Source organism: Cohnella sp. WQ 127256 (assembly GCF_024519285.1).
In the GTDB taxonomy this organism is placed as follows: domain Bacteria; phylum Bacillota; class Bacilli; order Paenibacillales; family Paenibacillaceae; genus Cohnella.
On the sequence record NZ_JAMZCY010000009.1, the window covers coordinates 133,534 to 151,466 of the forward strand.

Genomic DNA, 17,933 nt, shown 5'->3' on the forward strand with positions numbered 1-17,933 from the left:
AAAGCCGTAAAGGATTATCTCCCTTACGGCTTATCTTTAATGTAACTTCAATCAATCATCTTAATAAGCAAACAAATCTGCAATAATAACCTCTCCCGGATTATCTCTCGAATATGAAGTTTTAGTTGATACTAATCTTGTATCAACGCTTAGCCTAACACTCTTAGCTGCTCCAATATCAACTTCACCACTTACAACTCCACTCTTACTATCTATAGAAAATTCCTTATATATTAACCCTGACTCTTCATCCTTAAAGACCACACGAACTGGCTCATCACCGAGCTTAATTGAAGCCTTATAAGAGATTTTCTGATAATTAGATTTCGTATTAAACAGTATAGATTTATTATCAAAAGCTCCTGTCACCTGAACAGCATATCCAGATTTATAAGTCTCATTATTAACTGTTAACTTATCTGGGTCAGTAGTTGGACTTCCTGAATAATATTTATCAAACAGCTTTCCCTTTATCAGATCCGTCTTCCCATCTTTCTCACCAATAGCTAACTTGTTTGTCTTAGTATCGAAACTCGCGGTATAACCAAGCTCATTAGCAAATTGGGTTACTGGGACATATAGCCTGCCGTTATAGGTTATTGGTCGAATTTCTTTACTTTTATCGTCTTTTGGAGCAAATGATTTGCCAAAAATTTTTGTTGTAATCGCATAGTTAATTGAAGCCTTAATACTCTCAACTTTCGCTGCTGCTGTAACAGTAACCGTACCAAGAACCAAAGCCAATAACACAGACACAATCACAGCTGACCTTCTCTTCATCATAATCCCTCCCAATTAATTGTATTAACACCCCTTATATTTCGACAATATGGAGGAATTTCCTTTATTATGTAGAATTTTTGTACTAATCAACTAACAAGTCCTCCAGGAGTGATGATCATGTTCAAAACAGGTTTCCTACTTGATACATATGAAAAATTTTCTGCTGCTATTTTTAATCAATCTCCTGTCGAAGTCTGGATTGGCAATGAATTGGTTGATTACGGCGGTGTGATAATATCTCAGGATAAAGAAACGGTTCAGTTTGACGATGGCTCCTATATGCTAAAGGAAGTTCATGAATTTAGAATTCGTTAACGCTTCCTTTTTGGTATTTGCCTAATAAACTTATCATTCTCATCATAAATCATAATGCATAGCCCTTTAATGGCTCCCTTAGTTTCAAACAATAGTTTCATCGCCTCCTCTTCCGATAGTGGAACATTGATGCGTTTCCCGTTATATCCGAGGTAATATTTATACACCTTTCCCTCAACAAATTACCATAGTTTACCACAACTTTACCATGCACATAAATGGTAGGTCTATGGAATTATTCCACATATCGCCAATTTAGGACTTTTGGTGTAGAATTGTGTGGTAATCCATTATTGGTAAAGTTGTATTTTTAATTCATTCATGGAGGGGAATTAATATGGGCGCGAAAAACAAGGTTATTGCAGGTGATTATAATGGTAAGCAAATCTCACAAACATTCGGGACTTTAATGTTATCTACTGGATTATTTAGTTCAATACAATTAGATAAATCCACGATTGACTCTTATGAAGTAATGGATGAATCTCATAGTAAGAGTGCGACAAGTGCAGTTGGAAGAGGTCTTGTTGGAGGTTTATTACTTGGACCTGTAGGATTACTTGCTGGACTATCAGCTAAAAGTAAGGGCGTTCATATTGTAGCTATACAGTTTAAAGACGGTAAAAAGAGTCTAATTGAGATGGATGAAAAAATTTACAAGTCTCTATTAAAGAAATGCTTTTAATAATCTCCCCACTCAGCCAACAATACGGTTAAGTGGGGTTTCTTCTATTTAAAGAGTCCATTCCTTGGCATTATCTCGAACATCCATATGAACAAAATTTTGCTTTGGATATTTGCCGATTCCCTTGAATCCAACTCCCTTTGCTATTCTGGACAATTGATCAACAGTCATCCCTTTAGGACAGGAAATGTCTACTGCTTTTCCCTCTATGTGCTGACTATTAGGAGAACCACTGATTTTCCTATTATATTCTGGAGTACGGTATGCGCTATTAATCTTTAATGGTTTGCCAATCTTTTCTCTCAATTTCTGTAGCAGAATAACAACTTCAGGATCAAGTTTAACTTGATGATTTCCATCATGACATTCAAATTCATATAATTTAAAATTTTTGCTAACATCAATATCGTTGACTCTCATAGTATCACTCACCCTTTCCCTGTTTAACTATCTCTCCATCATCCAACAATGGAATCTTACCTCTAACTGTAGAAACCAATTTACTCAGGAATCCAAGCTTCAACCCCATCTTATTTCCATTCTCAATAATGCTTACAAACTCTATCAAGATGAATGCGCTGGAGACACCGTCTGTAATTACTCCATTACTTTTTAATATAGAAACTTCGACCATTAAGATTGCTCCGATGAGAAGCATCGTGTACACCTTTTTAAATAATCCACGATAACCTCTAGTCGAACTAAGACCTTCTCCACTTACGATTGCCGATGTAATTCCGGTAATGTAGTCGATAGCCATCATTCCTAGTAAAACAGTAAACATTAGTCCAAATAATCCTGTGAATATTGATACTATTGCCCCAACCAATCCAGCAATGGCTTTGATGATTATATCTGTACGATCCATTTGTATATCCTATCCTTTCTAAAGTTTTGCGCCTACAATAAATCTAACTGGAGGACTATTACTAAACTCATCCCCATTGGAGAAGTTGACCGTTACCTGATACGTGTACCCTCCGCTTACTAATAAGTCCTCAGACAATAAAGTTGTTGAACATCTGCCATTGATAGCATCTACTATGCTTAACGGCTTATTAAACGTTGTCTTATCTGCCCTTATAAAGTGAGCGACAATTGATGTGGTAGTTGTTAAATCTACAGCTCCAACATCATCCATAACCGTAATATCTATCATTGTTCCGTTGTCGCCTACTACAATGTTTGACAACTCATCACCTCATATCTTTATAATATTTTTTTTGACTCTAGTAATTATGACATCAGAAATAAGCATCCTCATCATCTGGATACTTGATGTGTGTTGCCGTTTAATATTCACGGTAAAATGCATTGTCTGCACATACAGCGGTACGCTTTGATCAGCTATCTTGAAGAGTAGCGGATATACGAAAACCCTACCACTATAAATCCACTGAATGGTCGCTTGATCTGTTACACTGTCCACATATATAACTTGATACATATTTTCATTGGCGATCTGATAGGCATACAACCGTTGTGACGTAGCAATTTCCATTGTCTGTTCGGTGTATGTTGATTGCCTAGTTGCATAATGGTATGATACTTCAACTCCAGCCTCTACCCATGTTCCTCCGTATATCGTGCCGTTATTTCCAGCGACAATGTCTCTTGCAATCGCGCCCGAACCTTCGTTTAGTTTCCAATAATTCGTTAATCCGTATTCATTTCCGTTCAATTGCTTATTCATGTCAATTTGTATTTCAGATTGTGTACGAGCGATATTCCACAATTTCACTTCGCTAACATCACCTGACCATTGCCTACTACCGAACATCCACTTACTTATAAACCATTCGTTGCCTACGTAAGCTAACGGATCAGTATTTGTACTAAAAACAACAACAGCATTTTTGTATAATTTCAAATCTCCTGTTAACGAATCTCTTGTAAAGGTTAAGAAATTCCAATTCGTATCTAATGAAAAGGAAGATCTGAAGGAGCCGTCTCCGTCTGTTAAATCGTAATTATTTGTGAGGTTGGCGTGTTGTTCAATCTTAAATCCGTTACTGAAATCAAACATTGTTGCGTAATCCGATTGCGTTGATGCACATTTTACCCATAACGACAAAGTGAATGTTTGCGGTTTGTTATGATCAAATGCAATATAATCATCCACGCCATCCAATTGCAAATAGTAATTCACGCTTTACCTCCCCTTATACGTTTCAATTATTACGCAAGGTTTGGATATAAGTTCATCATGATTACATTCGTGCCAATCAATCTCACCTGTGAGTGTATCAACATGAAGCTTAAGAACGTTGAATAACGCATCCTTATCTGCAATTGAATTAACCCATGCTTCAAACGTAAAGATCGGGTATTCGCTTTGGTCAACGGCATTAATGGTAACAAGTCTCCATAATACAAAGCGGTTAATATCGGATACAATCGAACTACCGTCTCGTGTGCGGATACTGCCTCGGATGCTATACCGCATACTCTTTACCGCTAACCGTAAGTTTAATATCCAACTTATTAATAGAGTCGGCAACAACCGGAGTCGTAACCTTGCACCAAAACGGCTTAGCGACATTACTATCTGATATATCAGTCATCGTTAACGCTGCTCCACCTGTAAGATATGCTCCTGCGACCCCAGTCTTGTCTGGAGCGAGCTGCACCCAGTTGGACTCATTAGTATTCACTGCATCAGTCGGCTTAACTGTTACGCTTTTATATATCTTATTTGCGTTATCATTGAATAACCACAATTGCAAAACTACTGCTGATCCCGTAATCGGATGCTCCGTTGTAATTGGATTAACATCAGATACGATATCAGACAAAGCAACATTTTTGCTTATTTTTAATGCCATTATTGGCACCAACCTTCTCTTTAAAATACAGAAAGAGAGCAACATGCTAGATGTGCTCTCTACAAATTGATTTATTTATCTTTTAATTTCAAAGTCATACTGACTCAAGTTATACATATCCTCGATCTCTTAATTCAAAACGCTCTTCTCTCTCTGTTAAAATACTTGTATCTCAGGTCTGTAGCCGTGTAAGTATCCTACGGTCGGATTACTTGAGACGTTAGATTGTAGAGTGTATAGCATACCTGATATACCGTCTACTCTTTGATACAATGCTGTTGGCACAATAGATGTTACACTAAAAACAGCCTCTTGCAAGGAGTTCTGACAATACAATCCAGCGGTACCGTATAGTAATCCATCATTATAGAAGGATGGATACATACTCATTGTACCAATATCAAAGTACTGTATAGCCCAAGGAATACCTCTTGACCACAGTACCTCAAGAGTGTCCATTGATCTAATAGAGATTGATTTACTAGCCCCTTCATTGTAACAATACAAATGTCTGGATGGCTCATTCATACCAATACAGTGGACGTAACCGACGAAAGCATCCGACGATTGAGCCGATAACGCGCCAGCAGCTGTATATCTAGCTAACTTGTTACTATATGGAGCAGCATATAAATTGCTTGAACTGTCACCTATGCCTCTACCGTGTCTGCTACTATATTCCCGTGAAGCTGGTGTTGATGTCCATGCTCCAGTAGACCCATTGACTCGGTAACAATACCATGTTTCGCTCGTACCACCACCTTGCTGTGATATGTATACGTTGTTATCATTGCCAATTGTAGTATAGGCTCCATTATACTTATTGACTGTTGATGTTGCCCACACAACGCTAAGGTTAGACACATTGAGTTTTGCACAATACCATGCAGTGGAATCGTAAGAACTAATGAAAACGAAATTACCAGTTAAGTCAAGTTCAATGCCGTTAACTTGACCAGGACAGTTATACGAACCTAACACTGTTCCGCTATTAACGTCTATCTTCCGCACTAAGCCATTACTGCCAGCTAATCCTACGTAGGCATAACCACCCCTTACAGCAAACCTGTAGTGCGGGTTGTAACTTGGCAATGAGAAAGAACACGAGCTTACAGCAAGACCTCTAGTGCCTCCGACTTTATGGAATGGTACGAAACCACCTATGTCGTAAGTAGCACCTGTACCTACCATACCAAACATAGGCACACCGTTCCGAATATTGTTACTATTAAAATTAGCATCATCTGCGTATATGCCTAGTTGCCCACCTTGTTCAGCAGCTCCAGTTAAATAGGCTCCAGTCGGGATAGTGAGGTGCATCCGTCCATTTATTGGGGCTGTTTGTCCAACTACAGCTTGTCTCCAACCTGCATATGTCTCACTGCCTCTTACTGGGATTGTTCCATTGATAATCCCAAATTCTGTACCAGCAGTTTTTCCAGCAATAATATCAGCAGCAACCGCCGTTCCATATTCACCTCCTTCACCCTGTAAGATAAAAGCCGTACCGTTGTATCTCATCGTGTAAATACCATTGACTACTAATTTTCCTGCAATCATAGCTTTACCCTTTGGATCTAGAATGTTTTTTACGCCCAAACCATTAACATTGATTGTAGATGCTCCAGTATTGGCTATGTTGATCCTAATCGCCAATCCTACCCCAACGGTGTACGATGCCATTGCTGGACTTAGTGTGGCGATATAAGCATTTGCGGTTCCAGTTGCGATTACAAATGGCGTTTGTATTGTGTAGTCTGCTAAGTGACTGTTAAGCATATCAACAATTCCCTTAACAGTTTCAGTTGTTCGTCCAGTTCCAGCAAGATTATCAATCGTATCTTTAACTGTTTTTACAGCTTTACTAGTAGCAGCTTTCGTCTCATCGGTACTTGTGACAGCATTAGACAACTGGACTTTTCCTTTAACTGTGATACTTGCATCGGGAATATCAATGTTAATCAGATCAGTCGCTTCTGCTAATGCGTTTATATCTCGTACAATATCGGCTGTTAAATTATCATCAATTAACGGTAAATCATGAATTTGTGTCCTTGCCATTATTAATTTAATCCTCCATTCAATAATTCGAAATAAGTGATATTCTGGCTTTTAATATAATCATAGGAAACATTCTTTTTTTTAACTTCATTATATAAGGTGAATTTAAAGGTATAGATGACATCTAAGTGTGCAGGAGCAATTTCCCTCACTCTTTGCTTCAAATCATCAAGATTAGCAGGAATACCATAATCACTCACAAACTTAATGTTTATTTTCCCATCAAACGATACCTCAACGTCACCATTGAGCCATGATTCTACGTTAATCTCAAGTTCAGTTGCACCTATTTTACCAGTTCCTCTTAACTTGCTTTTAATTACACTCCTACGATCTTCAAGGGGTTTATTAATGTTTGCCGTTATGCCTAATTCCTTTTCATATATGGACAAACCCCAATTAGCTGTATCAATATCAAGTTGACGTTTAAAGTCGTCAATGGAAGCATCGTAATTATCCAAAGTCAGTCCAATGCTTCCACTAATCTCATTGATAAGAGGATCGTCAAGTTCGATTTTATGTAAAGACCTTAGAATCTCTTTTTTATGCAACAGTTACAACTCCTAGCACAGCAACTTCCTTAGCCCCAACATTGATATTCGATATTCCACCATTGATTGTTAACGCACTATAATCAATCACTCCATCAGCACCGTAAATCGCATTGCCAATAGCCGCATAAGACACATACGACTGAACAAAGGCAATACTATCAAGATAGCTATCAATACTACTTTCAATATTCGATTTTATTTGAGCATCAGTATAGCCAGTATCCTTAGTCACTGTCACTGAGAGATCAAGACTTAATCCAATGGCAGGAATAACATAGCAATAAGCCCCAATTGGAGCCTGTCCATATCCTAAGCCTTCGCTGTTTGGATCGATATATTCTTGCACAGAATCAATTAATGTCTGACTTGCTGGTAATTCATTTTGGTCTATTATGACAACTTCCACCGTATTCGCCCCGCGCTCTAATGGAAAAACCTTTACTCCACCAACTCCAGGTACTTCTTTTGCCCACAAATAATAATGATTCAAATTTCCAGATGTTGCTGGAGTACGAATAGCAATATAATAACGTTCACGTAAGTTATTATCTGTCTCTTGAACATATCCATCATGTGTTGGCTGAGAATTAATTACTACTGTGATACCTGACAAAGTAACTGGCATTTGTACAATCCGATTACTTGGCACATTACCATTAGTTCCAGCAACAACAGCCTTAATATTAATCGTTCCTGTGCCTGTAATCGTCTTAGTCTCATTCGCCATAAATTGAATACCTGATACTGTTTCGAACAAGTCACCTTGATTAATTATCCCGTTGCCTGTTACATTCAATTGTCCTATTGCATATGTTGCCTGAATACGTTTGATCCCTTTTCGCTGATAAATATAAGTATCCAATAACGTTCCCGTTAAATTATCAACATCCAATAGTTTTTCCATGTCATCTAACTTGATATCATAATCAGAAATGACAAGGGATACCGCCTTCATTAAATCATAAACAATGTATCCCTCCGTCTTGTCATAAGCATCATTGATTGCATCAAGCAACTTCTTCAATATTTCATCCACTATATTTCACCTCACTCTGAACTCCCTCAATCAATGTTCCCTGTTTTGTGTGAACACTAAAGCTGAATATTGCTTTACTATCCTGACGTGTCAGAGCAAAATCGCTGATACCTACAATTTCAGGATGCCGGATTAACTGTTCCTCGATTTGTCGCTTAACTTCACTGTTGATAACGCCAAGCGGAATATCCTTTCTGCCAATAAACTGAGCAATATTTAGACCGAGATCTAAATCCTTATATACTTGATACTTTCCCCGCTCAGTTATCAAAACCATTGTTATCCATTGCTTAATCGCTTGTTCATAAGTCGCTAATACTGGCTTTCCATCCTTAAGTACAAACTCACGCTTATCATAGTCAAATAAAAAAACCTTTCCCATTGACGCTTCTGGAAGGTTCTCGTTTTCATCTTCATATTTAATTGTTGGAAACAGATTATTCACCTACCTTATCTATAACAAAATAAACTTGCTTATTGGCAGTAGGAACCATAATGACTTGATCACCAGACGAAAGCGTAATTGGCACAGGTGTATGATGCAGATCGTCTAAATGGTAGTGCATCCGATAAAGGTAATTCCCAATTATCAATTGATCATCATCTAATATGATCTCATCACCAAGCGATACAGATAGATTAGGGAACCCACTAATGACTTCTCCAATAATCGCACCCACTGGAGGAGGATTATTTCGTTCTTTGAATAATTTTGTTAATCGCATGTCCCAATCTTCCACTATACTGCCCCCAATTCCACGGACACTTTATGAATATCATTATTAACAGTATGACTAGCTGACTTGATCAGATATTTACCGACAATCCCTGTTATAGGTTCATTCATCTCAAGGATTCGCCCTGCTCTAATATCATCATCTCCTAACATCTCACATGATACAGTCTCATTTACTCTATTGAGTTCCTTAAGTGTATTAGCCGCGATATTCCTTGCTTGTGCTGCATTCTTACTATCAAGTGTGACCACTTCCGTTAATAGTCCATAATGAGAAATGCTCTTTGTGTCATCCTTCTGAGCATATACCTTTGTTGATTTATCATCACTAGTAACCACTATAACCTTATTCTTCATATCCTCTATACTTCTTTCCTTGCTTGGATTACTGATTGTAGCCGTGACGGGGATGGGATTCGTATTAGAGGGTAATCTGATTTTTGGATTAATGATTAAGTCAGTCATCTTGCTAATAGTTAAGATATCCTTTTTCATTTCCATGCGATATTTTATGCCTGTTTCCTGCTCTACTTGTGTAAGGATATCGAGGATAATATCACTAACGGTTATGTCCTTATATATCTTTCTAATCAATGTTGGCATGGATGCTATCTTATGCTTTATGATAAATTTATCAAGCAGTTTTTCAATCGCTTTATTGGCAGACAGTTTCTTAAATTGAATAATTGTCTCATTCTTATTGAGATACCAAGCACGATCAAAACATGTATACGACTTACCGAAACGACCAGCTTCACCTTCCTTAACGATTATGAAGTAGTTCAAAACTTTACCTTCGTTAAACATGACTATCTGGTCACCAATGTTAAGTATATCGAACTTATTAAAATACAAAGTATCATTATAGGCATATTGAAAACTCATCTCCACACCTAAGGCTTCTACATTGCTAGACCATGCGAGATTCCCAATCAATTGTGTGATATTTTGTCTCTTGCCATCTTTCGTCAGAATTAACTCATGTCCCATTATTTCACCTTCACGAATCTAAATTCTTTGATTTCTAAGGAATACGGTATGTCACCCGAACGATCTAATCCATAAGTAAAATTTTCAATTGTACATGCCATATTAAGCCATTCTTTACTATCATTTATCGTAATAATAAGTCGTAATGGTACTCTCTTTGCTCTCCACTTATTAAAGAAGTCAACGTATTCGTTTCCCATTCGCTTATCCTTGGCAAAAGAATACTCCCTCATTGGAAAGAATGAATCTATTGTCATCGTCCGTAATCCCTTGAGTCCAATTAGATTGAGTGTTCCTTGTCCAATAGTTTCGAACTCTTCATTACCCCAAGGGGTAGCAACACCATCAATAGAGGAAGGGATAATAGGCAATCTCCTAACTTCCTCGAAATTATTTGCTGAAAATGTAATATCCATTATGTTCCCCTCCTCTATGCGTTACTCAAGTTGAGCTGTATTCTGTCTGCAATATAACTACCTACTTGTTTAGCAAAATCATCGTTTCCGTAGACATTACCTTGAATGGTGAGATAAACGTTTATTCCATTATTTTTACCTAGATTATCAATCATTCTAGCAGATTTATCAGCAGGGATAACTCTACTACCATTAGGCAAATCCACAATCTCGCCTGAGCCACGTTCATTAATTCGGGCAAGTCCACCTTTAAAGTAATCTGTACCAGTAGAAAAGTTTGGAATTTTAGAAATGCTAACTCCAATGGTACTGCCTCCCCCTGCCCAGTCGGGTACCCAATCAGGAACGTCAAATGAGATGTTATTAATATGATCAATTAGATTATTAATCATATCGATAACTGCATTAATTGGCTTTTTTATAAATCCCACAACGGAATCAAACGTATTACGGATAATATCTCCCATACCATTGAATGCGCCAACAGTGGCATCCTTGATGTTTATCCATATATCAGAGATCCATTTCCACAATCCTTTTGCTTTTTCTACAACGGTATCCCAGTTTTGATAAAGGGCTACTCCTGCCATTACTAAAAGACCTATTGCTGTTGCAATCCATCCGATAGGTGACATATTCATCACTGCATTTAATATACCTTGAGTAATTGCAAGCGTCTTGGTTATACCATTCCATATTCTCGTTGCTGTTGTTACGGCAATCGTAGCCACCTTATAGGCTGTAATTGCTCCGACTATTCCATATATAATAGGCTCAAAGGTAGTCCAATTCTTTTTTATATAGTCATATAATCCTGTTGCAATATCGACCACTTCAGCAATCCCATCAACTAATGCAGGAATTCCCTCGTCTTTAATCCATGTAATAAATGGCACACCACCATTGAAGGCATCAATAAGATAATCCTTTAGAGCAATTGCTTTATCTCCTAAATCGGAAAGTACACCCTTAACACTATCAATTGTTGGTTGATTCTCTGCTATTTTCTGTTTTATCTTCTCAAACGCGCTTGTTCCCCATTGCCTAACAGATGAGAAGATATTTAGTGCCACGTTACCCATTGACTTGAGATATGGCAAAGCAAAGTTTATCCCTTTTTTAATACCATCAAATGTAGACATGACAATTTTCTGAATACGTGGTAGGTATCGGACAAAGAATCCAGCAAAGTCAGCCTTCAATTTAATTACGACTCTACCGATCTCTTCTTTCATACCACCTAGTACGTCTCCTGCTTGCTTAATCTTACCCTCATCAGTTTGGGCTAATGCTGCATTGACCCCACCAACATTCATCTTCAACACTTCTGCAAGAGTAGCTGCTTTCTCTGATTCTGTGCCAAACTTCAGTACCTTTTCCTGCGCCTTGGTAAAGTTGATACCTAATTTGCTTAAAGCTCCGACCTGACCGTTCATAACCTTCCCAAAAAGATTACCCACCCCAACTCCATCTTGTGTTGTAGCATTAATTCCCTTTGATTGTGCTAGTAGGTCATTCATAGCTGGCATTAATTTCTTAATCGTGGATGCCTGTAATTGGAATGTTGCTATTTGCTGCGCTCCTGCAATCTGGACATCCCCACCAATTACACCCAGTTCCTCTTGTGCACTCGCATAATCCAAAATGGATCTAACCTGAGCATCAGTAACACCCTTGGTATTTTTCATGATTGCTTGGAGTTTGGTTTCTTGCTCAATCATTACCTTTGCTTCAGCAACACTATCATTTAGAAAACTGCTAACTTGTTGGAATCCAGCATAGGCAACAACTAATCCTGCTACTGATTTTGCGACATTTCCGAATCCTGTAGCTGCTGTTGATCCAAATGACCTTACCTGATTATTCGTTTGCTGAACACTTCTACGTAAATTTTCCGTGTTTCCTGCTGCTCGTCTAATACCTTCACTAAATCTATCGCGTAAATTTAGGATCGTATTTATTGCTCTCGATGACAACTTATCACCACCTTAAATAAAAAAAGAGAAGGGATTTTATTTCCCCTCTCCACTTCCGAATATTGAATTATATTTCTCTGCTTCCTGTTTGAAGTAAATGTTCATCGCCTCATAATAGAATAATTTTTCCATATAGGTTAAGTTTTCTAAATCTGATTTACTCTGACCCCGCACAAGATAGAAAGCCATCATTTGTGACTCTCCATCTTGTGCTATTAGTTTTTTACCTTAGTCCCCATATCATTGAATCCGCTAATCTCCAAAATCTGAGAGCCAATTTCCATACGTTCAGACAGAGTAAGCATCTTAGCAACGATGTCAGTTGGTACAATGACTTCATATTCCTTATGTAGTTCATTGCTACGGAACAATTGAATGGAATTATAAATCAATCTATCATAAGCCTTAACGATATTTGTCATGCTTTCATCTTTTCCGATTTGATCGATTGCATAAAGGATATCTGATTCTTCTGGAGGAGTAATGGTCAATGTGCCATCCAGACTCTTTACATAGACATCTTTTGCTTTAGGCTTAGCTTGTTCCTTTTGCAATTTCCTAGCAATCAGATCATTCAAAACTAGTTTCGTATTCTTTGACATATATATTCCCCCCTATTAGTTGATTTGCTCGATCAGTTCATAGTTGCTGAATGTGAACGGCAGTTCCTCTTCCGCTACTGCTCTATTCTCAAATTTAAGCAAATTGAATTCTGAGAATACTACATCCTCAATAGATACGCGCTCTGCACCTAATGATTGAGGATCAGCAAGTTTCCCAATAATCTTAATTTCAGGCAAAACGCCAGTCTTAATCGCTTCAGCAAGGATTTTTGCACCACGGCTACGAGTCTTATTAAGCGTAATAGTACCCTCACCTGACCATCCCATATATTTTTGGTATAGAGCATAATCACCTGCAAATGTAACCTCTTCATATTGAACAGAAATTTTAGCCTCGAATGACTTTAATTCTGCCCACTCTTCCCCGTTAACCCAAATCATACCGTTAGTTCCGCTAATAACTTGGTTCCCTTTATTTTTAGCCATTTAAATTTGCTCCTTCATAATTAAAATAGTGAGATATTAAACTTGATATCTTCGATAGCATCAAGAATCTTGATATTCGCCGATAGGAAAACATCGTTACGATATGTATTCTTCTTAACAGTTGCATCATCCCATGTCTCTGCTTCTGTTTTCCCGATGCTCAACCATGCTTCACGCTGAGCTTCGACATCTACAAATGCAATATTGGTATACTCAGGATCAAGGATATCTTCATTAGCCAATTGACGGAAATATGAATTAATAGCAGAGATAAAGAGAACCTGATTATCATATTTGTTCTTGTATTTCGATAGATAATCAGCCTTGAACGTACTATAAATATCAGCACGAATCAGATCCATTGTCTCAACAACAATAATCTTCTTCCACTCTTCAGATTTACCTGTGCCAACAGTTACTAATGAGTTAACTGCACGACCAACACGAACAACTTCTTCGTCATTGATTAACACTAGCTTTCCTGCATTGATAATCTCATCTACAGATGTAGCCCCCACTGGCATTGTTACTGAAGCCAACTCTGGTAACACCTTATATGTTCCACTTTGAGTCATAGTTAATCCAGCAAAAAGACCTAATAGACGAGCAATATACTTATCACCTGTAGCTGTTGTACCATCTTTATAAGTAACCGATGGATTCACAAGGGTAACTACATGTTCACTATCAGGCGATGTCGCATTAAATACGATAGCCTTGATTGTTTTCTTTAATGCTTCCTGTGAATTAACATAGGTAGCTAGTGCTGTCTGTTCAGCAGTTGTTCCCTCTGCAAGCCCAATCCAATCCACCTTTTTCATTCCTAGTGCTTCAATTGCATCAGCAACAACCTTTGTGCTAGCCGTGTCTACTCGAACAACGACAACCTTACTCGGTGTTCCGTTGAATGTTTCATTAATATATTGCAAATTGTCTGCTGTGAAAGCAGTCTGATCAATCTCAAGCGCATTCTTATACTCTACGATATTGAATGTATCATCTGTATCGTCCTTGATAATGAGTCCAACGATTCCACGAGACGAACGGGTTACTGCGCTTGCTGCTAGACTTGAGAAAGTGATTTCGATTTTTGGTAATCCTATAGCCATTTATATTTGCTCCTTATATGTTCATAATTAAATTCTCAATATCTTCTCCAGTTTCTGTATCATCAATTTCGATATAGCTGATATCAAAAGCAAATTGAAGAACGCCATCTACCTTATCGCTTGTTAATTCATCTGGATAGACAATAAACCCATCCTTGATCTCAAGCGTATAGGTAAAGGCGTTCTCTAATTTCTCTTGAACATCTAATATTTCGAATTTGTATCGATCCTTACTTGTTGGGAAGAAGTAGATTATTACTCGTATTTTTCGTTCAACGCCATGTGAACCAAATGGTGATTTAGTAGCATTGTCGAAATCTACGTATAATGATGGTCTTGCGAATCCTTCCTTAATATCCTTAGTGTTAACTGGGATACTGGGAAGCACTTCTTCGAGTTTCACATTAATTGCTGTTGCGACTTCCTTCAATGTGACCAATATCGTCACCTCAATCCTTTGTCTAACATCTCATCAATAAACTGCTCACAATCAGCAATAAACTCATTGTTAAATTCCTGTGCTGCATCTGCAAATACATGTTCACCCTGCTTGAATCCATGCTCTGTGCCGTCTTTACCAACAATTTTATGACCATATTCAATCAGATGAGATTTGGGATCTCCACTATATACCCGAACACTATCAGCACCATCAAATTTATACACTTTTCCACGCTTGATACTCTTCTGATAGTTACCAGTATCCTTTTTAACCTTTTGTTTTACCTTGGCTCTTGTCTTAGTCTTCAGTTTGTTCCCCTCTTTTTGAAGGAACTTCTTCGTTTCCTTTGGGAATTGATTATTGGCAAGGTTAAGCAATCGCCTATTGAATGCATCTATTTCACGCATATCGAACCCATCATCACTCATCCAATTGCCTCCTCACAAAAGATCTCTAGCTTCTCGTTGCCAAAATAAGAATTTAAGATGAATCGGATATCAAATCGATGGTCACGATGATCGCGATACATGAACCACATATCATTTGTGATATCCTTACCTGAGTTATAGCGAACGATGATTTTATGAGTCACATTTGTCATCCAAGTTTCAACACCTTGACGCTTACTCATTGAGCCTGTCTGAGGTATGACCTCTGCCCACAATGTTCTTATCTCTTCTGGTTCAATATCATTCTCTAACAGTTCATTCTTAAACTTGACGTTGCCCCATAAAACTATTTTGTGTCTTAATTTTCCCGCTTCCATTATTCATCGATCTCCCATTCAATCTGGAATAAGAGTGACTGGAGACTATATTCAAGCGTTTTTGTTGATGTAGATACAACAGGATTACGCTGTTCATATTGATGCGAACAATAAAGGAACGCTGCTAATCTATGTTTAGGATTATCTTCATTTAACGTCTTACCAGTCCCTTTTTCTATGTAATCCTTTGCTATCAATAAAAGAGAGGAGAGGAACAAATCCTCATCCTCATAGTCAATACGTAAATATTGCTTCAATTCATCTAGCATTATTAATCAATCCCCTTCGATTGATCTAGGCAAGTGTTACTTCACCATAAACATAAATCTTATCGGACTTATCAACTTGAACAACATCAACATACTCGATCACTCGAGCAACGGTTATATTACTGGTAAATCCTGCATGTTCAGATGTTGCGAAAGAATATACGCCATTGTCAACGAACTTCACAGCTTCAGAAAGATTACCGTAAATAACTGGCGATTTCTTCGTAGTTGTTCCAGTCGTAGGAAGAAGAGCATTAGAGAATACATGAACTGGATAACCCATAAACAAACGCTGTGTAGGTTGAGCAGGATTTGGCTGAAGTACAGGACGACCAGAATCATCTAAAGCACTGTCAAACACATCAAAACCATCCTGATTTGTGACAATTACTGTTCCATACTTTACTGCCTCATCAAGCGTTACATTGATCGACTTTTTAAGCGCCTTCCAATCAGCCAAAGCAACAGCAGTCTTGCCATTCTTAAGAGCCGCAATTGCTAATTTGTTCTCAGTAATAACAGCTTTCTTAGCGAATACTTCTGCGATATGAGCAATCAAATCATTATCTGTCATTTGAAGCAGAGTATTGGATAATTTAATAATTGCGCCTTTTTGCTTCAACTTAAACGAAACATTAGCAAATTTAATATCCGTAGGTTCTGCACCGTCAGTACCGTCCTCAAAATCCACAAGTTCAGAAAGTGTTTCAAAATCCTCCACTGGGAATGAACCGCTTAGAGCAGTAGTAGGAAAATATCCTAATACGTCTCGGAAGGATTTATATTGACGAATCTTTTCTACGATTAGTGTTTTGACATCCACCGGAAGGATGAAGCCTTCGCCATTTGTACCGTTGCCAGTCGATGGAACAAGTAGAGCATTTTCTGCTTCCGTTAGACCACGACCCATTCCCTTTTTAATCATTGCACGTACTGTATTTGCTGATTGTTTCGTTTTATTTTCCACTTCGATAGTCTCCTTGTGGTTGTCGATTTTATTTTGCGCTTGCTCAAGTGCTTCAGCGTCTAACTGCTCCTGAATTGTGATAGCGTCCTTTAGACTTTTGATCTCTTCCATTTTTGCTTTAGCATCAACAACCTTGTTTTCATTGAGCAAAGATTGCGCTTCAGCCTTTGCAGTTTCAAGATAGTTCTTTAATTCATCGATTCGTTTCATTTATAAGCCTCCATTTTTTGTTTAAAATAAAAAAAGCCGCTATATCCTACAGCAACTCAAGTGTCAATTTTAATATTTCAATCTCATTATTATCATCAATCTTTTTCTCAGGTTCAGGTTCATTGCGTCTTAATTGTTCAGGAACGTTTCGATAAGATTTAAAGTTATCACTAATACATGCTGCTACATTATTTGCCTCTGCAACTTCGATATTAAAATACTTAGCCGCTTCATTTCCATTTAACCAAGTCTCAGCATTAACCATTTCTCTGATTATCTCGATGTCCACACCTTCACGTAAGTTATCAGCATAAACATTCATAATTCCTTCTTCAATCCTATCTAAATCATCAGCTAACTTTCTAAAATCAGATGCATTTCCCATAGACCATGACCAAGGTGAATGAATCATCATAAATGCATTGCTCGGAACAATAATCTTATCTCCAGCCATAGCAATTACAGACGAAATACTAGCCGCTAATCCATCAACATAGACGGTCTTATAACCTTGATGACGCTTCAAGATATTATAAATGGCTAGGCCAGCGAAAACTGAGCCACCACCGGAATTAATGTAGATGTTCAGACCCTTTCCTTTAACTTGATCTAGCATATTCAATACATCTTGAGGAGCCGTATCAATACCAGTCCACTTTTCCCATTCTGAGCCGACAATATCCCCATAGAAATATATGTCCGCTTGTGTATCTGTACTATTCTTAATGTTTAGGTACTTCAATT

General features: G+C 37.9%; 27 protein-coding genes. 2 read left to right on the plus strand and 25 right to left on the minus strand.

Annotated features, from left to right (window positions below; translation table 11 throughout):
- Positions 1–60: 60 nt before the first annotated feature.
- On the minus strand, positions 61–783 hold the full coding sequence (locus M1K58_RS23805; RefSeq protein WP_256761388.1) for a hypothetical protein: 723 nt from the start codon (positions 781–783) through the stop codon (positions 61–63).
- Between the two features lie 117 nt (positions 784–900).
- On the opposite strand from M1K58_RS23805, the gene M1K58_RS23810 reads away from it, so the two are divergent.
- Together M1K58_RS23810 and M1K58_RS23815 are read left to right on the plus strand one after the other, a co-directional pair.
- A complete protein-coding gene (locus M1K58_RS23810) occupies positions 901–1,098 on the plus strand; it encodes a hypothetical protein (protein WP_256761389.1) in 198 nt (65 codons plus the stop codon).
- Between the two features lie 337 nt (positions 1,099–1,435).
- Positions 1,436–1,783: a hypothetical protein gene (locus tag M1K58_RS23815; protein ID WP_256761390.1), complete on the plus strand. Its 348-nt coding sequence runs from the start codon at positions 1,436–1,438 to the stop codon at positions 1,781–1,783.
- A gap of 48 nt (positions 1,784–1,831) precedes the next feature.
- Here M1K58_RS23815 and M1K58_RS23820 read toward each other — a convergent pair whose 3' ends face one another.
- From M1K58_RS23820 to M1K58_RS23935, 24 genes are all read right to left on the minus strand, one after another.
- Entirely contained in the window at positions 1,832–2,203 is a 372-nt protein-coding gene (locus M1K58_RS23820) for a YcbK family protein (RefSeq protein ID WP_256761391.1), read from the minus strand.
- Between the two features lie 4 nt (positions 2,204–2,207).
- Complete coding sequence (locus M1K58_RS23825; protein ID WP_256761392.1) at positions 2,208–2,651, minus strand: phage holin family protein; 444 nt, start codon at positions 2,649–2,651, stop codon at positions 2,208–2,210.
- An 18-nt stretch (positions 2,652–2,669) separates the two neighbouring features.
- Positions 2,670–2,975, minus strand: a complete 306-nt coding sequence (locus tag M1K58_RS23830) for a BppU family phage baseplate upper protein (RefSeq protein WP_256761393.1) — start codon at positions 2,973–2,975, stop codon at positions 2,670–2,672.
- A gap of 9 nt (positions 2,976–2,984) precedes the next feature.
- Positions 2,985–3,932 carry a LamG domain-containing protein gene (locus tag M1K58_RS23835; RefSeq protein WP_256761394.1) on the minus strand — a complete coding sequence of 316 codons (948 nt, stop codon included), beginning with the start codon at positions 3,930–3,932 and terminating at the stop codon, positions 2,985–2,987.
- Positions 3,933–3,935: 3 nt separating this feature from the next.
- On the minus strand, positions 3,936–4,229 hold the full coding sequence (locus M1K58_RS23840; protein ID WP_256761395.1) for a hypothetical protein: 294 nt from the start codon (positions 4,227–4,229) through the stop codon (positions 3,936–3,938).
- Positions 4,219–4,608 carry a hypothetical protein gene (locus tag M1K58_RS23845; protein WP_256761396.1) on the minus strand — a complete coding sequence of 130 codons (390 nt, stop codon included), beginning with the start codon at positions 4,606–4,608 and terminating at the stop codon, positions 4,219–4,221. The genes M1K58_RS23840 and M1K58_RS23845 overlap by 11 nt, the downstream gene beginning before the upstream one ends.
- Before the next feature lie 156 nt (positions 4,609–4,764).
- Positions 4,765–6,669: a phage tail protein gene (locus tag M1K58_RS23850; protein ID WP_256761397.1), complete on the minus strand. Its 1,905-nt coding sequence runs from the start codon at positions 6,667–6,669 to the stop codon at positions 4,765–4,767.
- 2 nt (positions 6,670–6,671) lie between these two features.
- On the minus strand, positions 6,672–7,220 hold the full coding sequence (locus M1K58_RS23855) for a putative phage tail protein (RefSeq protein ID WP_256761398.1): 549 nt from the start codon (positions 7,218–7,220) through the stop codon (positions 6,672–6,674).
- A complete protein-coding gene (locus tag M1K58_RS23860; protein ID WP_256761399.1) occupies positions 7,213–8,259 on the minus strand; it encodes a baseplate J/gp47 family protein in 1,047 nt (348 codons plus the stop codon). Before M1K58_RS23860 ends, M1K58_RS23855 begins: the two co-directional genes overlap by 8 nt.
- Complete coding sequence (locus tag M1K58_RS23865) at positions 8,252–8,704, minus strand: DUF2634 domain-containing protein (RefSeq protein ID WP_256761400.1); 453 nt, start codon at positions 8,702–8,704, stop codon at positions 8,252–8,254. The genes M1K58_RS23860 and M1K58_RS23865 overlap by 8 nt, the downstream gene beginning before the upstream one ends.
- Positions 8,697–8,999 (minus strand): DUF2577 family protein, encoded by a 303-nt coding sequence (locus M1K58_RS23870; protein WP_256761401.1) that lies wholly within the window; start codon positions 8,997–8,999, stop codon positions 8,697–8,699. The genes M1K58_RS23865 and M1K58_RS23870 overlap by 8 nt, the downstream gene beginning before the upstream one ends.
- Positions 8,999–9,985, minus strand: a complete 987-nt coding sequence (locus M1K58_RS23875) for an XkdQ/YqbQ family protein (protein WP_256761402.1) — start codon at positions 9,983–9,985, stop codon at positions 8,999–9,001. The genes M1K58_RS23870 and M1K58_RS23875 overlap by 1 nt, the downstream gene beginning before the upstream one ends.
- Positions 9,985–10,401 (minus strand): hypothetical protein, encoded by a 417-nt coding sequence (locus M1K58_RS23880; RefSeq protein ID WP_256761403.1) that lies wholly within the window; start codon positions 10,399–10,401, stop codon positions 9,985–9,987. Before M1K58_RS23880 ends, M1K58_RS23875 begins: the two co-directional genes overlap by 1 nt.
- 14 nt (positions 10,402–10,415) lie before the next feature.
- Positions 10,416–12,377: a phage tail family protein gene (locus M1K58_RS23885; RefSeq protein ID WP_256761404.1), complete on the minus strand. Its 1,962-nt coding sequence runs from the start codon at positions 12,375–12,377 to the stop codon at positions 10,416–10,418.
- 36 nt (positions 12,378–12,413) lie between these two features.
- Positions 12,414–12,569, minus strand: a complete 156-nt coding sequence (locus tag M1K58_RS23890) for a hypothetical protein (protein ID WP_256761405.1) — start codon at positions 12,567–12,569, stop codon at positions 12,414–12,416.
- A gap of 23 nt (positions 12,570–12,592) precedes the next feature.
- Positions 12,593–12,979 carry a phage tail assembly chaperone gene (locus M1K58_RS23895; RefSeq protein ID WP_256761406.1) on the minus strand — a complete coding sequence of 129 codons (387 nt, stop codon included), beginning with the start codon at positions 12,977–12,979 and terminating at the stop codon, positions 12,593–12,595.
- 15 nt (positions 12,980–12,994) lie between these two features.
- Positions 12,995–13,426 (minus strand): phage tail tube protein, encoded by a 432-nt coding sequence (locus M1K58_RS23900; protein WP_256761407.1) that lies wholly within the window; start codon positions 13,424–13,426, stop codon positions 12,995–12,997.
- Between the two features lie 20 nt (positions 13,427–13,446).
- On the minus strand, positions 13,447–14,535 hold the full coding sequence (locus M1K58_RS23905) for a phage tail sheath C-terminal domain-containing protein (protein WP_256761408.1): 1,089 nt from the start codon (positions 14,533–14,535) through the stop codon (positions 13,447–13,449).
- 13 nt (positions 14,536–14,548) lie between these two features.
- On the minus strand, positions 14,549–14,974 hold the full coding sequence (locus M1K58_RS23910; protein WP_256761409.1) for a phage tail terminator family protein: 426 nt from the start codon (positions 14,972–14,974) through the stop codon (positions 14,549–14,551).
- 5 nt (positions 14,975–14,979) lie between these two features.
- Positions 14,980–15,405 (minus strand): HK97 gp10 family phage protein, encoded by a 426-nt coding sequence (locus M1K58_RS23915; protein WP_256761410.1) that lies wholly within the window; start codon positions 15,403–15,405, stop codon positions 14,980–14,982.
- Positions 15,402–15,743, minus strand: a complete 342-nt coding sequence (locus M1K58_RS23920) for a phage head closure protein (RefSeq protein WP_256761411.1) — start codon at positions 15,741–15,743, stop codon at positions 15,402–15,404. The genes M1K58_RS23915 and M1K58_RS23920 overlap by 4 nt, the downstream gene beginning before the upstream one ends.
- Positions 15,743–16,012 carry a head-tail connector protein gene (locus M1K58_RS23925; protein ID WP_256761412.1) on the minus strand — a complete coding sequence of 90 codons (270 nt, stop codon included), beginning with the start codon at positions 16,010–16,012 and terminating at the stop codon, positions 15,743–15,745. The genes M1K58_RS23920 and M1K58_RS23925 overlap by 1 nt, the downstream gene beginning before the upstream one ends.
- 25 nt (positions 16,013–16,037) lie before the next feature.
- On the minus strand, positions 16,038–17,189 hold the full coding sequence (locus tag M1K58_RS23930; RefSeq protein ID WP_256761413.1) for a phage major capsid protein: 1,152 nt from the start codon (positions 17,187–17,189) through the stop codon (positions 16,038–16,040).
- 46 nt (positions 17,190–17,235) lie between these two features.
- The gene (locus M1K58_RS23935; protein ID WP_256761414.1) at positions 17,236–17,931 is read right to left on the minus strand and encodes a head maturation protease, ClpP-related; all 696 of its coding nucleotides are present in this window, start codon (positions 17,929–17,931) and stop codon (positions 17,236–17,238) included.
- Positions 17,932–17,933: the final 2 nt, after the last annotated feature.